General features: G+C 41.9%; 13 protein-coding genes and 1 tRNA gene. 7 read left to right on the plus strand and 7 right to left on the minus strand.

All coding sequences use genetic code 11. The features are described 5' to 3' along the window. The 6 genes from NRI_RS03590 to NRI_RS03615 form a co-directional block, all read right to left on the minus strand. On the minus strand, positions 1-2,607 hold the full coding sequence (locus tag NRI_RS03590; protein WP_238522994.1) for a TrbL/VirB6 family protein: 2,607 nt from the start codon (positions 2,605-2,607) through the stop codon (positions 1-3). After that, positions 2,537-5,098 (minus strand): TrbL/VirB6 family protein, encoded by a 2,562-nt coding sequence (locus NRI_RS03595; protein WP_015816675.1) that lies wholly within the window; start codon positions 5,096-5,098, stop codon positions 2,537-2,539. Before NRI_RS03595 ends, NRI_RS03590 begins: the two co-directional genes overlap by 71 nt. Then, the gene (locus NRI_RS03600; RefSeq protein WP_015816676.1) at positions 5,095-7,506 is read right to left on the minus strand and encodes a VirB4 family type IV secretion/conjugal transfer ATPase; all 2,412 of its coding nucleotides are present in this window, start codon (positions 7,504-7,506) and stop codon (positions 5,095-5,097) included. The genes NRI_RS03595 and NRI_RS03600 overlap by 4 nt, the downstream gene beginning before the upstream one ends. A 2-nt stretch (positions 7,507-7,508) precedes the next feature. Continuing rightward, positions 7,509-7,805 carry a type IV secretion system protein VirB3 gene (locus NRI_RS03605; RefSeq protein ID WP_015816677.1) on the minus strand — a complete coding sequence of 99 codons (297 nt, stop codon included), beginning with the start codon at positions 7,803-7,805 and terminating at the stop codon, positions 7,509-7,511. Between the two features lie 329 nt (positions 7,806-8,134). After that, positions 8,135-9,946, minus strand: a complete 1,812-nt coding sequence (locus NRI_RS03610) for an ABCB family ABC transporter ATP-binding protein/permease (protein WP_015816678.1) — start codon at positions 9,944-9,946, stop codon at positions 8,135-8,137. Between the two features lie 102 nt (positions 9,947-10,048). Then, positions 10,049-11,116, minus strand: a complete 1,068-nt coding sequence (locus NRI_RS03615) for a patatin-like phospholipase family protein (RefSeq protein WP_015816679.1) — start codon at positions 11,114-11,116, stop codon at positions 10,049-10,051. A gap of 369 nt (positions 11,117-11,485) precedes the next feature. Between NRI_RS03615 and NRI_RS03620 the strand changes: the two genes are divergently transcribed. The 7 genes from NRI_RS03620 (at position 11,486) to NRI_RS03650 (ending at position 18,597) form a co-directional block, all read left to right on the plus strand. After that, complete coding sequence (locus NRI_RS03620) at positions 11,486-12,352, plus strand: hypothetical protein (RefSeq protein WP_015816681.1); 867 nt, start codon at positions 11,486-11,488, stop codon at positions 12,350-12,352. Positions 12,353-12,455: 103 nt separating this feature from the next. Next, positions 12,456-13,319 (plus strand): alpha/beta fold hydrolase, encoded by an 864-nt coding sequence (locus NRI_RS03625; RefSeq protein ID WP_015816682.1) that lies wholly within the window; start codon positions 12,456-12,458, stop codon positions 13,317-13,319. Between the two features lie 125 nt (positions 13,320-13,444). Next, the gene (locus NRI_RS03630; protein WP_015816683.1) at positions 13,445-14,227 is read left to right on the plus strand and encodes a hypothetical protein; all 783 of its coding nucleotides are present in this window, start codon (positions 13,445-13,447) and stop codon (positions 14,225-14,227) included. 323 nt (positions 14,228-14,550) lie between these two features. Then, positions 14,551-15,477, plus strand: coding sequence for a P44/Msp2 family outer membrane protein (locus NRI_RS03635; protein WP_015816684.1), 927 nt, complete (start codon positions 14,551-14,553; stop codon positions 15,475-15,477). A 368-nt stretch (positions 15,478-15,845) separates the two neighbouring features. Further along, a complete protein-coding gene (locus NRI_RS03640) occupies positions 15,846-16,574 on the plus strand; it encodes a P44/Msp2 family outer membrane protein (RefSeq protein WP_015816686.1) in 729 nt (242 codons plus the stop codon). Positions 16,575-16,634: 60 nt separating this feature from the next. Continuing rightward, positions 16,635-16,958, plus strand: a complete 324-nt coding sequence (gene secG, locus NRI_RS03645) for a preprotein translocase subunit SecG (protein ID WP_015816687.1) — start codon at positions 16,635-16,637, stop codon at positions 16,956-16,958. Further along, complete coding sequence (locus NRI_RS03650) at positions 16,933-18,597, plus strand: CTP synthase (protein ID WP_015816688.1); 1,665 nt, start codon at positions 16,933-16,935, stop codon at positions 18,595-18,597. The genes secG and NRI_RS03650 overlap by 26 nt, the downstream gene beginning before the upstream one ends. A gap of 82 nt (positions 18,598-18,679) precedes the next feature. On the opposite strand, the gene NRI_RS03655 is transcribed toward NRI_RS03650, so the two are convergent. After that, positions 18,680-18,752 (minus strand) — tRNA-Ala (locus NRI_RS03655). Between the last annotated feature and the right edge of the window lie 29 nt (positions 18,753-18,781).

Here is an 18,781-nt window from a genome sequence, read left to right on the forward strand (position 1 = left end):
TTATCTACCACGTTTTGGTGGTTTCTCAGGCTCATCTTTCTCCTGATCGAGTTCTTTAGTGTGTCTCATATGTGCTTTTTGATACTGTGTTTGAGCATCTTGGCCTACAATCGCTTTCATACTATCCATAAATTGCTCTGCAGGAACTGTTGCATCAGATGCAATCGCACCAAAAATTGAACTAGAAAGAATTGCAGCTCTCGAAGTGAATGCCACAATTGCATTACTAATCACAATGAACGACACCACTAAACTTATACCTATCGGCATCCCGCCTGCATTTTGTGCGACCATTATCCCTCCCGTATCGTATGAGGTTGGTAAATACACGGCAAGTAGGCAGAATTTGAACAGTACAAGATCTGGTTCAATCACACATCTCGGGCAAATCTGGAAATCGAAGAGTGCGTAAATTATTCCCAAGCCAACTTCTGTCAATACTGCGAATGCAGCAAATGTGATAACAGGAGTCACGGCCACTTGTGCCAAGTTTTTTATCCAGTTATCAAAAATGGATTTTGTCCTCTTAAAGAAAATCATGGAGAGAAAGATTGGTGCAAGACACAGAAGTATAGCCACCATAACAATCGACATAACGTATGCAACGATGATTTTAAGCATGGCCATAAAAATCTGTATTAGGCCCACAAGTATCAAAAAGAAATACAGGATCCCTAAACCACCAGAAAACAAAAAACTAAAGATTCTGAGCCAATTCTCTTGTGTGCTAAAAGGACCAAGTACTTTATCAAGAAATGCAAAATCTACGCCATTCATGTCGCCAGAAAAGTAATTGATCAACTGTCCAGAGCCCTCCACAAAAAGTTGAAACAAATTCTCATTAAAAAATTTCCAGCTATTGGGACTAAAAAGAACTGCAACTATGCCAAGCTTTACAAGTAGGATGATCAGATCGACTTGAGGCGTCCTAACAAGACCAAACAAGAAGGCTAAACCGTAAACAAGTATGTAAAGTACTACAGAAGCTTGCACTGCCATTGTAAGCGTACTGCCTGCCACTGCTTTATAGACACTCCCTACCGCACCAGCAACATCGTCACCCTCGCTGAACCTGCCATATTCATCGACTGTCTTGCCGTACAAAATCCTTATTATTTTACTCTTTACACTGTTGGTTGCTTTGCTAAAAAATTTTGTACCGCCTTGTCGCTTAAGAACATAGTGTAGCGATATGTAACCCCGGCTTCCCGCCTTCCCATCTCCTCGTTGATCTACTATTCCCATGTATACAGATCCCTTTCTATCTATTAGATTGGCAGAGTCTGGCACCAAAAAGGCACCCCCTTCACCATGAACTGAAGGTTCAAAGTTAGGCCCTTGATCAGAGATATACACATTCACTCCATCAAAACCAGGAATATCGCATTTCCTACTCACTTTGAGTCTAAAAATACCGCTCTGCATAACATCCGGATCAGATGAACCGAATTGTAGTTCCATTGACTTATAGGACTTTGAAGAAACCCTAAAGAATTTATTTAACGAAACCGTTGTGCGACCAGAAAAATAACCCCCACTTGTGACGCTACAAAGATCCGGAATACCCACATTACTTCCACACAAGTAAGAAAGCTGCCCATTATCATCCTTCAAAGAGAGATCGAGCCACCGCAAAACAAGATCTCCACCCTCAAATTCAACCAAGGCCTCCTTTTTTTTTATAAATTGTTCAGCTCTCTCTATAAGTACTTTACAGTACCTATGTAGAATAACCCCAGGGACTCTCCCCCTTAGATTTTCTATCTCCTTTTCATACCGCGCTAAATCTTCTCCAAAAACTACAGCTTTACACAAACCGACCGTGCCAATCGATTGATCTATACCGCTACTCATACTGTAGACAACCTTAAACTTGTCTAGAGCACCTTTACTACTAATCACCAGATTAATCCCCGGCGCAAAAAGACTCCCATAGGGCTCCCCCCTACGCTTCATACATTCCTGATAATTTCCGGGGTAGATTCTTGCATCTTTACCTGCACAAATATCATTATTAATCAACCCAGGTTCCAGTGCGGGCCTCAAACCTATGAGAACCTCATCACCTTCAAGAAGATTAAGATCAACCTCAGCTTTGCCCCCTGGAAACTCAAGATCCACCGACCTACAACTAGGAGTATCACAGAGATTCTCACCATTTTCGTTCAAACAATTATCAGGACAAGGAGGATAACAAAGTGAATAATCCTCAGATTTTTCAAGTCTATATTCAAATATATCACCCTTTTCTAGATTGATACCCAAGTTAACCCAGTGGGTCCTAGCATCACGGGCTTCTCCTTCACCAACACCCATATACTCCAGACAATTCCTATCACCTACATCACCTGGATTGGGACAGACTCGCAAAGTACCTTCTCTAATGTCACTAGAGCTGGCACCGGAAATACACTCTCCAGCACATCCAGATAAACAAAGAAGAACCAACAAACAAACAAGCGCAAAACCTTTATTGGGCACAGTAACCCCTCCAGCTCTGATTCTGACCTCCGTCAGCATCTTGTATACTGTTTGCTCAACCCGCACCACCCGCACCACCTGCACCACCTGCACCACCCGTTCCTCCAGCATTATCTGTTCCAGCACCTTCAACTGTTTGGCCACCAGAATTTCCTGATCTCGAACGTTTTTCTCCAAGTTTCTTGCCTATATTCTTTCCTCCTGCAACTAGGGTGCTGGCAGTATTAAGCGAAACAGCAGCGAGCTTCCTTGCCATAGCTTGAGGACTGCTAACATGTCTTGAAAGATCTGCTCGGAAATTACCAACGAGCTCCGCAGCCAAGCCACCCAAAATACCAAGGAAGTGGAAAAACAAAAATAGCATTAAGGCCATCATGCCCAGCTTTATCCATAAAGCATTAGTGGCTGAAGGGTCACTAGCAATCGTAGTTACATAAATACCAAAAAGTAACGGCTTCTGCGTAAGTGACATCTCCTGAATCACACATGCGAGAACTGCAGAACTCCTCAATTCTCCGTCTGCATTTTTCTCTTTACACTGGTCTGGATTCGCAAGCTTATAGCTGTAGTAACTCCGCACACCATCCAACTTGGAGACACGCTGGAAGGTCAAGTCATCAAAGAAAAGCTTATCAAAAACAGAGAAAACAAGAGCCAAAAATCCAAACAGAACTATAGGGTAAAGGGAGTAAGCCATCACTTCTTTCAACCAGCCTTCGAAGAAAGGTTTCGTTACCTGAAACAAAATCATCGGAATAAAAATTGGAGAAAAAAGTATAAGTATCGTAAGCGCGATTATTGCCAGTATAAAAAGATGAACTATCCACAGGATAATGAGAAACATAAGTATCACGTACATTAGGACCAACAAGGCAATTACCAGCTGTCCTGCAAAAAAGAATGCCAAGATCAATACGGGTACCATGTATATCCCTGCGCCAAGCGCACTTATCGCACCAGCCGTTATGACTGTTGCTACACCCCCACCAGCAACAGTCGGATTACCAAGAGCACTACCCAAGTAGAACGCCACCCTACAATCTAACCTATCCCAAAGAGTCATGTAGGAGAGATTTTTTAATTCTAATTTTGAGAATATCGATAAGTTGCCACCGCCTTCCGGCTTCAGCGAAGAACAACTTAATGCACCTGAATCAATAAACTTCTTCAATTCAGCGAAGTCTCTTTTATGACCTGACTTGACAAAAGCCTCAAAACACGCCCTTTCCTCAGCGGAGAGGGCCTTCGTAACCACGAGCTCATTATACTCGGATGAGTCGAAGTCACACACATCTTTTTTTCCTCCTCCACTGTAGACGATATCTGCCAGACCGGTAGAGAGCGTCAGCAATCTATCATAGTAGACGATCATTCCATCACCTATCGTGAAATAAGCAATCGCAGCAATTTTAAGGACAAACATTGTCCACTCTTGTACACCGCTTACACCACCGCTTAGCAGCTTGAAACCAAATAGCAGAATTGCTAGTACCAGTACAGCCTCTACGGCGGTCTTTAATTTTTTCTGTGCAATAACTAAGAAACCGTCACTTTCTCCATCTCTACAGTCTGAGACTAAAATATTTCTCAATGATTCCCTAATACACTGAACTACCAAAGATGTCATCGGGAACTGGGCCTTAGCAATCAGACCTGTCACACCGTAACATGCGCTACTTATGTAACAACTGAAACAACCTGAATTATCGTAACTTAACACCCTGGAAAGATCGTCAGGATCATAAATCGGCTTTGATTTGATGCACATAGGCGCAGGATCGACAGGATCCCTCAAATGACAACCAACTTTCGCCCTTCTAGAAAACGTAACATAGCCGCAAAGCTTGGATCCATCATACTCAGCTGAAAAAACATAAGGACCTATTCTCTTACTTTCCATGTTTTTCAGTGTTACACACTGTATCGAGCGCACACTTACCTTTCTTTTCATGTCTAGAAGTGTGTCCAAACTTTGGATTTTGTTCTCACCACCTAACACACCAAGATTAATTGCAGTGAAACTACTTTCCCTGCTGTCCAATTGAGTTTCCTGCCCTACTCTGGAGATATAACCCCAATCAAAAGGCTCTCTATAACATATTTCAATGTACTTTCCGTTCTCTGCTCTGTTGCGTGGCCAAGCATATGTGCAACCCTTCGCATTACTATTGATTTCATTGCTCTCTTTCTTGTCGCAATAGGCCATTTTCTCATCGGAGCAGACTTCAGCTCCCGCACTCTCATCCTGACAGTATTTGTAGTATCCAGTATGCGTTCTAAGAACCGGGTTTCTAACAAATGACCAAAGGCAACCTACCAGTTGCATAGCTGAAACTACCGCACCAGCTATCAATCCAAGACCAACAGCGGCCATGATCGTACCGCTGCCAGCAATAATCATTATTCCAGCAACAATACCGGCAATCAAACCAATGAGTGCAAAAGCTACATCGGTTCCACATTCAGGGTAAGATGCTTCACCCGGCATTACTTTTGGTAGCGCAACCTCTTCTGCATGTGCATAAGAAAAGAAGAACCCGCTTTTAAGAAGTAGTATATTATTGTCCAAAAGGTTGAGTGCCAAGAGTAACAGTATCCCTCTGAGAAAAAGCTTCATTGCCGATCTAACTCCTTCACTTTTTCATAAAAAATTGGAAGCCATTTCACTGGTTCCTCACCATACTCTTCCATAATCCGGTGCAGGAGCAGTACCGTGTCCGCCCGTCCAGATAAGACTGAGATAATATCTTCCATTCCACTAAGATTTATTCGCGCTATAACAGCACTCATAGCCTGTTTTATCAAGAAAAACCGCGTAGCTGGATCTGTGTGTTTGATAAGAGTGTATTCACGCTCGCTAAGCATAAACACGGATCTATAAACATCTGTTGCTTTAAGGTTTGGCAAAAAAACCTGCGTTGCTGTCTGCTGAACCAGAGTATCACTTATCGCACTCTTACTTGCATCCTCTACACTTTGGGTAGCGAATATAACAAATGTATTCAGCTTCCTCAGAACTTTAAGCCAATCCTTAATTGTGGGCGCAAAAACTGGATTATCTATAAGGGCCCAAGCCTCATCTAACACAATCATGGAAGGAGACCCATCCAATGAGATGCTTATTCTATGGAATAAATATTGCAAAACAGGCGCAAGCGACGCACTGTCTCTAAGGAGGTGTCCCATTTCAAAGCCAAATACACTAGCCTTCGAAAAATCGAGACAATCTTCCTGATTATCAAAAAGTGTTGCATGCGAACCATTCCCATACCACATTAATAGGCGAGTAGCCAAACTATTGTCACCTTCCAACCCAAAAAACGCAGAAAGATTGCTAAGAGTTCTGTCTGCTTTATCGAGCTTAAAATTACCTGCCACCGCATCATTTAGTGTTGCAATATCGGCCGCAGTGAACCTATCTCCATTGACAGAGGCCAGAATCTTTAACCACTCTGTCAAGAAGGTTCTATTCTCAGGTGTATCGTCAAGTTGAAGAGGATTAAAGTAACTCTTGCTCCTTGGTTCTATCACTGTGTAAACACCGCCTAGCGCACGAATAAAGATCTCGGCACCCCTATCCTTATCAAAAAAGAACATCCGTGGCCTGAACTTCATACTTTGCGCACATAAAAAGTTGAGCAAGACAGTTTTACCTGCACCTGTTGGGCCAATTATTAGCGTGTGCCCAACATCTTTACAATGAAAATTGAAGTAAAATGGCGTACCCGAAGTAGTATCAAAAACGGTGATTGCATCCCCCCAGTGATTACCCTCCATCTTCCCAAATGGGTAATTGTGCTGTGATGCAAAGCCCGCTAAATTGAGCGTACTTATTGTCGCCTTTCTAACTATATAATCAAAATTTCCGGGTAACTGCGCCCAAAAAGCAGGTTCTAGATTGATCTTCTCTCGGACAGCATACACACCCGCATTTGTCAGCTCAGATTCAACTAGCGACAGCGCGTTCTCAAGCCCTTTTTCAGTTTTTTCACGACAGAGTATGGTCAAATGGTGCAGACCAAACGCAATTCGACCACTCATAGCATCATCGAGAGCTCTAGTTATTTCAGCAACCTGCGAAATAGCTTTATCCTGAGTTTGTAACATTCGACTCTGCTGAACCTGCATCTTACTGATTGCAACCTGTCTGTGCACAAACTGAAATGTCTGCGTGATAACAAGTTCATATGGAACTTGCAGAAAATTGTCGAGCATTCCAGCCGACGTGTTCTGCCCATATTCCTTCAGACTTATAATCCCGGCATACTCACTTCTGGATGGCGTAACTATTTCTATCGACTTCCTTCCAAAATACATCCTGCAACCACAGAGAGCCTCATCTAGTTGGCTGTAAGGAAGAACAAGATCCGACTGCGTCACACCACAATTAGCAATTCTAGAGAGAAAAGTTAGAACTTCGGAGTATGTGACATTGCCGACTTTCTTCAACCCAAGAAGATGCGGTGTATTGTTCCTCAAGCTTATTAAAAGCTTGTTTGTCATTTCCTCCAATTCTTCGTGGGCAATTTTCAAATCAGCAATACGACCTTCTTTTGTGTCCTTACGAGTTACTTTTCTATACAAATCGTTGAAGAGCTCGACCTTTTTGTCATTACGCCTCACGACTGTTATGTATAGCTCGTTCACAAAAGAGCTTTTATTTCCATGCTTCTGGCGCCATCTTTTCCTGACATAGTCAGCAAAATAGTTAGGTATCTTGTTAGAAAAGAAAGCACGAGCTTGACTTCCTTCTCTTCTCCGGATTAAGTGGAAACTAAGAGCAAAATGACCAGAAGAGACACTCTTAAAAAGCTGATTTCTTAATGCCTTATGAATGTCTACATCTTCGTCATCGGCGGTCTCAAAGGGATAACCCACCAGCCTTATAACCTTAAGCATAGAGTTATCCTTCAGGAGGATGGTACTGGAATCTAAGTGATCCTTATAGGGTATAAAATTTCTGGCGTGATACTCCGAGGAAGCAACTTTGGCCTTATAGTTCTTAAAAACGGAGAAATCGAACATCCTTAGAACACATCGTAAGAGTTGGCATTATGGTAAGCACGATTTTTACATCTCATGCACTTCTGGTTCCTTACTAGAAAAAGCTCCAAAAAGAGCGGCTCGTTGAAACAGATAAGGTACCCTATCCCGTGTATGGTCGGCATGAAAAAGAGCAGGATAAAAAGGTTTTTTGTCAGTATGTACGCAAGCAACGAGATAATCAGATTCATTGCACTAAAAGTAAAACTCACACCAAGGAACATGGCCGGACGCGTAAGACCCTTAAAGAGGGGATCAAGACCTAAACTACCTACACCCATACTTCAAATTTTGCTATCAACTCATGACACCATGGATACACCGCACCCACTCAGATACACACTATTACCTAATCGTTAAGTATTTCCCAACACAACTATCACAACGCGTCCCCGGTAAAATACTCAAAACCAAGAACTCGCACCACTACTATTGATTACACGCAGCTCAGTCGGACAAATTCTAGCCACGACCACATAGAAAATCTACATCTAGGAGGTAACACAGCGCTCTTTACTAACAGACAAACGAGGCATCCCACACCAGGTTAGCAATGCATCAAATGACATATGATATAGCTTATCTTATTTCTGGAATATGAAACAATTCTTTATCCAAACCGATTTTGATGCTGCCATAGTGTGTAGTATGCACCTTTCATAGCAAGAAGCGTCGAATGAGTCCCCCTTTCAACCGCCTCACCACAAGAAAGAACTATGATCTCATCCGCATAAACCACCGTAGACAATCTATGCGCGATAATCAAAGACGCGCAATCTTTCCCAGCACTCATGATGCTCTCTTTAATTGCGGATTCCGTTTTGCTATCAAGCGAAGAGCTAGCTTCATCGAATACGAGAATTTTTGCATCTTTTTTGAGTAACATACGTGCAATGGCAACCCTTTGCTTCTCACCACCAGAAAGCTTTAGACCCCTTTCTCCGACAACGGTCTGATACTGTTCCTTTGTATGAGTGATGAACTCGTGAATACTTGCAAGATTTGCAACTCTGACCACATCATCCAACTTCATATTCTGCGGATCGGAATATGCAATATTGTTAAAGATGGTATCATTAAAAAGTGTGATGTCTTGGGGAACAATACCGATATATCGTTGAAAACTTTCGGGCCTCAAAGTACTAAGATCCTGACCATCTATAAGGACTTGCCCCTCGGATGGAGAATAAAATCCGAATAATAATTTCGATACTGTTGACTTACCAGCACCACTCTTTCCAACTATTGCGAGAGTTTTCCCACGCTCCATGCGAAAAGAGAGATTCTTTAAAATTTGGCGATCATCCGAATATCCAAAGCTCACATCCTTGAACTCGACCACCCCCTCCTTGAATACAAACTTAGGCCGGTGATTTTGCACACTATCGTCGCATTCTTCTGATAACAGTTCTCTAACCAAGTCTACATCCAGATAAGCAAGACGCATTTCCCTATACGCAAAACCAAGATTTCCTAAAGGAATATAAAGTTGCAAAAGGTATGTATTAACTAAAGCAAAATCACCGATCGTTGCAGCATTGGCAAGGATGTCAAGGATAACCGCAAGATTTATTCCAATCAAACCAAGAGCAATGATTAAGGCCTGGCCAATGTTAAGAACAGACAAGCTCCTTCTGTTTTTTACTGCAAGTTCTGCATAGTTTTTGAGAAAGTTAGAATAGCAATTAGCCTCGTAGCTTTGGTTATTGAAATATTTGACAGTTTCATAATTTATCAGACTATCGACCGCTTTGAATGCAGCCTTTGTTTCAGCTAGCTTCATTTCTCTTATACAGCCAGTCCGCCACTGTGTGATCAATATCGTGTAAATACAGTAGAGAGCCAGTGTCAAAAAAAGCAGCACAAAGTAGTAGTATGGATAGAAAAGAAGGACGAGTATACAAACAAAGATCGTTTCAAGGAAAGTTGGAAATATACTGAAGGTCACAAATCTCAAGAATGTTTCGATTGCCTTTACACCACGTTCCATTACTTTAGACACTTCACCTATTTTTCTGCTTACATGGAACCTCATCCCCATGTACTGGAGACGGGAAAAGGTTTTTAAAGCTAATGTTTTAGCAGCATTTTGTTCAACTAAGACGAAACATATCTCCTTTAGCTCATTTAAAACTTGAGATAGAAACCTTCCCCCTGCATAAGCGAAGACAAGCAAAATAACTGGTCCAACAGAAAAATTCTGTACCGACTCAAATTTCTCAATTGCATCAAAAAGGAATTTATAAATGAATGGTACCAGGCTGCTGGCTATCTTCGCCAAACAGAGAAACACAAACGCAGCAATAAAAGCGGAGCGCAGCCTAACCGAACTCTTGCTCCATAATAAGTCAAAAATTAAGGATAACGTCGTCATGTCTATCGTGTAACGCGCTTCGACTGCCAAAACAGCGTAACACAACATTAGCCTGATACTGCGAATCTATCCAGCCAGTACTCACGGATCAGCAGACCTAGATGTAAATATAAAATTTACAATTTATTAAACTGATCTCCCTCTAACGCACTATAGCAAATTGTACGTTGAAGGATCTTCCATGAGGTAACAAAATTCTGTTCCAAGGAGACATTCTTCCTCAAAAAACTTGTGCGCTTCCTTCCTTCCGTGCTCCATGAGCTCACGGCGAACTTCTTCACTGAGATCAAGATCAAAAGTGGTCAACACCCTACCGTTCGAACTAACAAAATTTGTATCGATACTAATCTCTCCGGCAAAATCAGGATGATGATACCTAGGTTGAGCAGACCTCCCAGTATCGAAAATATATATCAGATATCCAAGCAGGTCTTGATACGCATTGGCCTTAGAAGCCACTTGAGAAAAATCTAAACCTCCAACTTTCTCGGAAATTGTGTCAGCATGCATATCGTTGAACAACTGCATCATGAAGACCAAATCTTTATGCGACCACAAGGTCTGCTGCTCTTCACATTTACCTATGTGGATAGCAAGGGTTTCCTCATTGTATTTCGCATCTGGATCGGAAAGGAATTGAGGTTGATCGAAAAGCCAAAGTGGATAATTATCCAGCAGGCCTCCATCAACTAAAAGCTCCCCATTTGGACCACGACATGGAACAAAATAAAACGGATAAGAAGCAGAAGCTCTTACAGCATCTACAACACTGTAATCCGGCGTATCCTCCCACGAGTATTGCACAAGTTTTTTGTTCGTAACATCTGTAGCAAAGACATAGAGATCCCTAAATCCAAGATCATGCATTTCGGCAAAGGTAATGTCCGAACTACCGCACTTCTCCTCTAGTAGGTTACGCAACTGCCCAAGCAACTTATCACCAGTATACCTGCCATACTCTTCAAAAAACCTGCTGGTCTCTTCAGGTAAACACACTGCGTCTACTTCCTCTGCGAAAGGAATCTCAAGAAAAAAATTCCTCATCTCCTCTACATTCATATCTATCGCGGTAAGAAGAGCCAGCACAGCACCCGACGAAACACCCGCAACCCGTTCTATGGAATCTAGGACGCCACGCTCTTCTAGCGCTTTCATAGCTCCAACACTGTAAAGAACCTTTACACCACCACCCTTAAAAACCAAATTTTTATACGGCATAGCACCAGCGTATTTTTTAGATATTCACAAAGAAAGCACCTTTATTTGTCATGAGCAGACAAAAACGAAACATCGATCCAATGCAGGCACTCCGGACCACCTTTATAAGGCTCCCAGGACCCAAAAGAAATCTTTCCAAATTCTTTTCCTCACCCGCACTGCAAGCGACACGTGTACTGTAACACATTGCCATACAATTGTCGAATCATGGATTGATAAGCGTCTCTATCTTCACATTTCATTTGTGTAGCGTGTATAATATCCATGTGCGTGCTTGTCCATTTCTGTGACATTCTAGTTAGTTTCTGCCGTAGGTCTGTGGTCGAATTTCTGAACGCACAAATGTTGCTTGGTTTTGTTTCTAGATAAGTGGAGTTAAAGCGTTATGTGAGTTCGCCCGGCTATACTAGTCTGGGAAGCTCGGTACAACAAGATAGGAGATTTGGTTGGCTTTGTCGAGTCCTGCTTGGATTTCTGGCACAGGTAGCGCTACAAAGCATTATTATCTTGGCGCTGATAAAATACCTTCATGACTCCGCCGTCCTCTATGAGCTCATAGAGGGTACCGTGAACAGGCTCTACTTTTCTCAACCCTCGAACCCGTTGGCACAATTTCTTTTGTTGAACAAGGAGTCTCTGCTTGATACCAGCAGGTCTTTTCTCAGTCGAGTAATTCTTGTCAGTATGGTCACTGCACTAGTTATCGTTGGAGGTTTTGTCCTTTTGACCTCCTATGAGGTAGGGAGTGCGTTTAAAAGAAAAAAGGACACTGTAGAAAAGCAGTTAAAACAAAAAAGAGGAAAGGATCTTGCTAAAAAAGGAGCACAGTTTACACTCGGATTTACAGCTGGAACCGCCTTAGCTACCACTGTCCTAATTACACCATTCCTTCTGATACCTAACAAAAAACCCGAAAGCGTTTTGAGCTTTGTGCTTAGGTTTTATGATATTCGTGATAATCCGCTGGCTGAAATTTTAAAGGGCATAGTTAGGGAAACTTTCAAAGATAACATCCTTTTTGAAAGATACACTGCAAAAGTAGAATCGTGTGTTTTGGGAGTGTTTTCCGTCTCACTAGCCCTTTTTTGCGCGGCTCTAATTTTTCTGGTTGTATTTGCTCTGTGTGAAACAAGGGCGCGCAGCATCAGGAAGGAAAGTCCCTCGGAAACACCAGAAAGCTCTACTTCTCTTTCTTTGGAAAGTCTTAACACTCCCGAGATTTCCTGTGCTGTCTAGTGCACTTTGAGGGTACGGTGCGTATACGCTTCATCCTTCCAACATTGAAAGTACTTTCTTCGTAGGCTATTTTTCGAGCTTAAGAAACTTAACAGAAAAAAAAGTGGAAAAAAAAAGCATAGCAAGTAGTTTCGGAAAAATAGTATACCTAGACTGGAACCATAAAGGTAAACTTGGACCTGTAATTTGTATTCACGGTATTAATAGAAATAAACGTGACTTTGATTACCTAGCCAGGACATTAGCAGAAAGCGATTTTAGGGTCATAGCTATAGATGTGCCAGGTAGAGGGGAAAGCGAATACATGCAAGCAGACCTGTATACATATGAGAATTATGGCAAAATTCTTTTGGAATTTATAAACAGACTAGCTCTACAGAGATGCGTTTTAGTTGGAACATCAATGGGGGGGATAATATCTATGATGTTAGCATCCACTATTCCTCAAAAAATTGAAGCACTTGTCATAAATGACATAGGACCATATACAGACTTCTCGGCAATGATTGTATTAAGCAAATATCTCTCCATGTACCCGACTTTTTCATCGCTTGAGGAAGCAGACAAATTCTTAAGAGTAATGTTAAAACCACTTGGCTTACTCAAAGAAGAACATTGGCAGCACATGCTGCGTCATTCCTTCAGAAATACTGAGGAAGGAAAATATGTGTTGGACTTCGACCCAGAAATTTTTAGGAATCACAGAGAAAACATAACTGGATCCAGAGATTTATGGAAAATATGGGACAATATCAATCAAAATATTCCAATACTTGCATTGAGAGGCGAATTCTCACGCATGTTATCAAAAGAAACATTCACCAAAATGGCTCAGTCACACCAGAGAATTTCGTGCGTAGAATACACTGGTATAGGACATGCACCTTCACTCATGGACCACAAACAATTAGAAGACATCAAATCTTGGTTACTCGCAAATAGTTCGGAAAAACAAAGACAAAATTGAAACATCACGAACGCGCAAACCCTAGAAATCGTCATTCATATTGATACATCACTATCGTCTTTGTTGATAAGAAATATCTTTATGATACATTCCCCTTTTGGAATGAGAAATCGGTCTTAGTATTTATGAATATTTTCAGATCTACGATTTGGGTTTTACTGCTCGCTCTTTTCCTGGGTGATTTTGCCGGTGCATTTCCTGCTAAGTCTGGCACTAAATTTTATGTTGGTGCTAACTACAACGCTTTTGTAGCCGGTAAAATCAGTGGGGAAGATATACATGGGAACATTAACACAGAAAAAGCAAAGCTCTTCCCTGTAACTAAAAAGAAACTTATGGACAGCACACTTGAGAGTTTCGGTGGTAAAATCGGATTCACTGTATCAGGTCTCAGTATGGAAGTAGAAGGCCTATATGGACGAACTACCTCCTCGGGTTTATCAACTCAAACCAGTGAGCCTACACATAAAACTAAAACCGTCTCAACCAGGGATAGGAAGACTAATAGTGGATATGTATACCTGTTGGGAATTCTAAATACCAACCTGGAATTCTCAGGGGTAACGTTGTTCAGTCCTTACTTAAGCCTCGGGATCGGGAGTGGCAGCATACTCACTGAAGGAAATGATGGTAGTTATGGATTTCCACTCGTAACACAGCTAAGAACAGGATTAAAAGCGGATCTTGAATTATTCTCACTGTCAATAAAACCATATTTTGGATACAGGTTGATGCTTATTTCAAGCTTGTGCGCAGAAAAGCTGACTGACGTCCCAGCAATAGTTACAAGTCGTCTGGACACAGGTCTAGGTATTGTGGATAAAATAAAGGAAGCGGTGAACGTGATCCGTGAAATGAGTCATGTCTCACACAATATTGAAGCTGGTATAGCGTTCTATGTGCACTGACGCAGCCTAGATAAAGTAACCATAAAAATTCCTCCTGCACTGCGTCTTGGCACGTGAGTTTTGTTGTAGCTCCGCCCTTCAAAGAGGTGCTGAGCTCAGTGCTAGGAAGACCAATATCCGGTCTCATTTTATGAATTTCTGTTTGCTCTAAAATTTCAGGGTTAAGTAACTTTTTTCAGATTTTATACACTTGAATTCTAAGAAAATCTTATTTTTTATACTGTTTATAGGGCTAATTTTGGATTAATACGAAAAAAAGTAATACTTTTTTTACAAAATTAGGTTAGTTCTTTGCATTTTACTGAACCATTGGGGGTTTACAGATGATCAATTATCGTTTTCTAAAAAGTGCTGCATGTCTTTGTTTGCTTGCTCTAGCCCCCACATACGAAGCCAAAGCCATAGACTCTGAAGTCCAGAAAGAGGAAGTTGGACTTTACGGAAGAGTCTTCAATATAACAAAGCTCTCTGGAGAAAGTAATTTTTTAGATACCGGACGTGCAGCGGTAAATGCCTGGAATGACCAGCATACCGGTACCCCAGATGGCTATCTTAATGGTACTGTGATAAGGGAATTCAGACCTACGCATGGATTCAACATGATGGGTATCGGTCTAGCAGTCGGCTATCACATCCAAGAAACAAGAATAGAACTTGAAGCCCTGATAAACGGTACAGGTAAGCTCGCTGAAAGAGCAGAAGAAACTTTCTATGGTGTCGCAGACGTACCATCTAATTTGACAGCTGACAAAGAGAAAAATAAAAAATTAGACGGTATACAATTTGCGCCCGTCGGACCTATGCAATTCACGGATTTTAGTTACAAGGCCGGCTTATTGAATGTCTACCACGACTTCAGTGCTGGTAAAGTACTAAACATGTTTATAGGAGGTGGTATCGGGTTTGCTAAGGTCAAATACAAATTATCGGAGGCACAAGACCTAGTTAGTACACCTTTTGTTGCGCAGGGTAAGGTTGGTATCTCCTTTGATGTTGATTATCTAAAGAAGGCTGGTGTAGTTCCTTATTTGGGATATACTGCACGCTACTTTGCAGAAAGTGGCACTAAAGAACCAGTAACAGGTTTGGGTGTGATAAGATCTAAGTCACCTAGTGGTGTTTCCTTAACCAACTGGTTTAGTGATTACGAGGTAGAAACAGCACCAGTAGAAGGTGTAAACTTTGTGCCTATAGCAAAACATCTACTTCATAACTTAGAGGTAGGCTTTACATTTTTGCTTGATGCGTAATGCCTTATTTGCTCAAATTGGAAGATAGATTTCCTAGGAAATCTATCTTCCTTAATGTGAAATCATATCTGGCTGGTGTATATCAAATAAGACTTCCATTGTGTTGGATGTATCCCGCAGAATGGAATCATAAAAAAAGAACTCTGCTTGGGTTTTCTTCATTTTGTCCGATTTGAGAGTCGTTTTCAGGTGCTTGTTTATGGATTTACCTAAATCTGAGATGTGTTCATATAGGTAAGCTTGTCACACTAATTGGGTGGTTTTTCGCTCAAAAAATCGAAAAGATCTACTTCAGAAGCCCTTGACGATGGACTTCTTGAAGGGCATGATATAGACTTTCCCTATGAAACTTCAAAGAGGTGAACTAAATGATAAATAGAAAGTTCCTAGTGGGTGTTGCCCTTATGGGTACACTTGCGTGCGCATCTCCTTCTTACGCGCAGGGTGGTGCGGAAGGTTTCGCTGAAGAAGCGGATGTATTTTACGCTAAAGTTGGTTATGCTCCTGGCATGATGCAGGAGACTGAATGGAGTGGCGATGCCTATGCCGTTAATGCTACTGCAGCTGATAAGAAAGCATTTAAGCCAAAATATGATTTCGGACTCATGGGCGGGTCTGGTTCACTCGGATATTACTTTGGCGGTATGAGAGTTGAGATTGAGGGTAGTGTACATAAAGTTGCTGCTGAAAAAGATACTAAGTTGTCTGCGAAGCTTCCTTCTAATGCGACGTCCACTAATGCAACTTATAAGGGTGCAACCTTTGTTGGTGGCGTGCTTAGCGTAAACTATGACGTTGCAGTTACTGATTATATTAGTCCATACTTTGGTGTGGGTTTTGGTGCGCACAGAGTGGCTTTGGATTTTGAAAAATCTGAGTCAGTTACCGCCTACCACCTTGCTTCTCAGTTGAAAGCTGGTGTTAACGTGACCGGTTTGACTTCTGTTGTGCCTTACGTCGGATATAAGTTTACGTACCTCAACGAGAGGGAGTACACAGGCGCAAAAGCAGATGATGGCACTACCACCTTTGCACCTAAAGTTGCACACATGGTACACAACTTTGAGGTCGGTGTGATGGTACCTATGAATGCATAATTCTTAGTTCTTCTTGCTGCGGGGTGGAGCTTTTATACCGCTGATTTTGTGTAGGTACGCATGCTGTTTTTGATTGTTTTACAATTTATTGTTGCGGTCCTAATTGTGATATTGGTCCTGTGCCAAAATTCAGGTTCCAGTGTCCCTGGTGCTCTTACCTCCGGACGTAGGGGTCTTTTTCCTGTCAGAAGTGCGTCTGGTTTGTTTGTTAGGTTTACCTGGGTCCTCTTGCTTTTATTCTTCCTGAACACCATATTTCTCGGAAGGTTGAATTTTGCTTCGAACACCGAGGTTATAGTAGGCGAGGTGGAGGGAGAATTAGAGAGGGCCCTAGAAGCAGATCATAGGGAAACTGAAGATGTTGACTACACCTCTTCCGAGTAAAGTCCCCTGTGCCTTTATATTTGTTACGGGGGGTGTTTCGTCATCTGTTGGTAAGGGGCTTACGACTTCCGCCTTGGCATCTTTGATGCAGTCTATGGGATTTCGTGTTTGCATCAGAAAAATGGACCCTTACCTCAATGTCGATCCTGGAACTATGAGTCCGCTGCAGCATGGTGAAGTCTTCGTCACTGAGGATGGAACTGAAGCTGACCTCGATCTTGGACATTACGAGCGATTTACTGGAATAAATTGTACCCGTTACGATAGTACGACGGCAGGTAGAGTATATGTTGATCTTATAGAGCGTGAGCGGAATGGTGAGTATCTTGGTGCGACTGTTCAAGTTATACCTCATGTAACAAATCTTATTAAGAACTTTATTTACTGGGGATCTGACCAATACGATGTGATACTGTGTGAGATTGGTGGTACAGTTGGAGATATTGAGGGACAACCATTTTTTGAATCCGCAAGGCAGGTTGCCTACGAAGTTGGAAAGGAAAATGTTATATACGTGCATCTTACCCTTGTTCCCTACTTGAAAGCCTCTGGTGAGCTTAAAACAAAACCCTCTCAACACTCTGTCAAAGCACTGAATGCTTTAGGTATACAGCCCGATTTCTTAATATGCAGAACACAGTCGGCACAGATGTCTGCTGCGGACAAAAGGAAGATAGCCCTATTTTGTAATGTTAAGGAGGGTAACGTTATAGAAGCGCAGGACGTGGACAACATATATAAGATCCCTCTAATCTATAAAGAGCAGGGACTTGACACAAAAATAAGCGCACTTCTCGGACACGGTCCCCTGGAGGCGGACGTATCTCACTGGAAAGAGATTGTAGAAAGAACACGGTCTCTTGCAAACAGTGGTAAAAAGCTTTCTGTAGCGATAATCGGTAAGTACTCGGGTTTGTGCGATGCCTACATTTCAGTTGATGCTGCTTTGCAGCACGCTGCTTTCGCTGTAGGAGTAAATTTGTCTGTCCAGATTATAGACGCACGAGGGGAAAACATGTCCGACCTTTCAAAGTTTGACATGATACTCATCCCAGGTGGTTTTGGTAATAACGGAATAGACGGCAAGCTATTAGCAATAACGCATGCAAGAGTTAATAATGTTCCTTTTTTGGGTATTTGCTTTGGTTTTCAGTTAGCAATTTTAGAATTTGCAAGGAATGTTGTTGGAATTAAAGATGCTGATTCAACGGAGTTTAACAAAAATTGTAAAGCACCTGTAATTTGCTTTTTAGACGAGTGGCACCGTTCAGACTCATCTGTGGAAAGACGCGATCAATCCTCGCAACTTGGCGGCACGATGCGTCTTGGCAAGTATAATTGTGTTTTAAAGAAGGGATCGAAGGCTTACACAATTTACAATGAAACAGAAGTAATTGCGGAACGGCATAGGCACAGATACGAGGCTAATCCGCATTATCTGCCTGAACTGGAAAGAAAAGGTATGCTTTTTTCTGGACATTCAGAGAGAGGTTGCAATATTCCAGAAATCCTTGAACTCACAGATCATCCTTGGTTTCTGGGGGTGCAGTTCCACCCGGAATTCAAATCCAGGATATTTAAACCACACCCACTGTTCTTGTCATTTGTAAAAGCAGGATTGCTACGTAAGTACAGCTGATACAAAAGTACACACGGCGAACCTAGTCTTTTACTCGAATTTATGCTAGAATTGGTAAGTGAGAGGAAGATCAGAAAGGCTGTGGAGGCAACAGGAGTTGAACCTGCGACCTTCTGGGTGCAAACCAGATGCTCTACCAGCTGAGCTATACCCCCCTTGGCACATTAGAAACGATCATGATGTA

Origin of the sequence: Neorickettsia risticii str. Illinois (assembly GCF_000022525.1) — a bacterium.
Taxonomy (GTDB): Bacteria; Pseudomonadota; Alphaproteobacteria; order Rickettsiales; family Anaplasmataceae; genus Neorickettsia; species Neorickettsia risticii.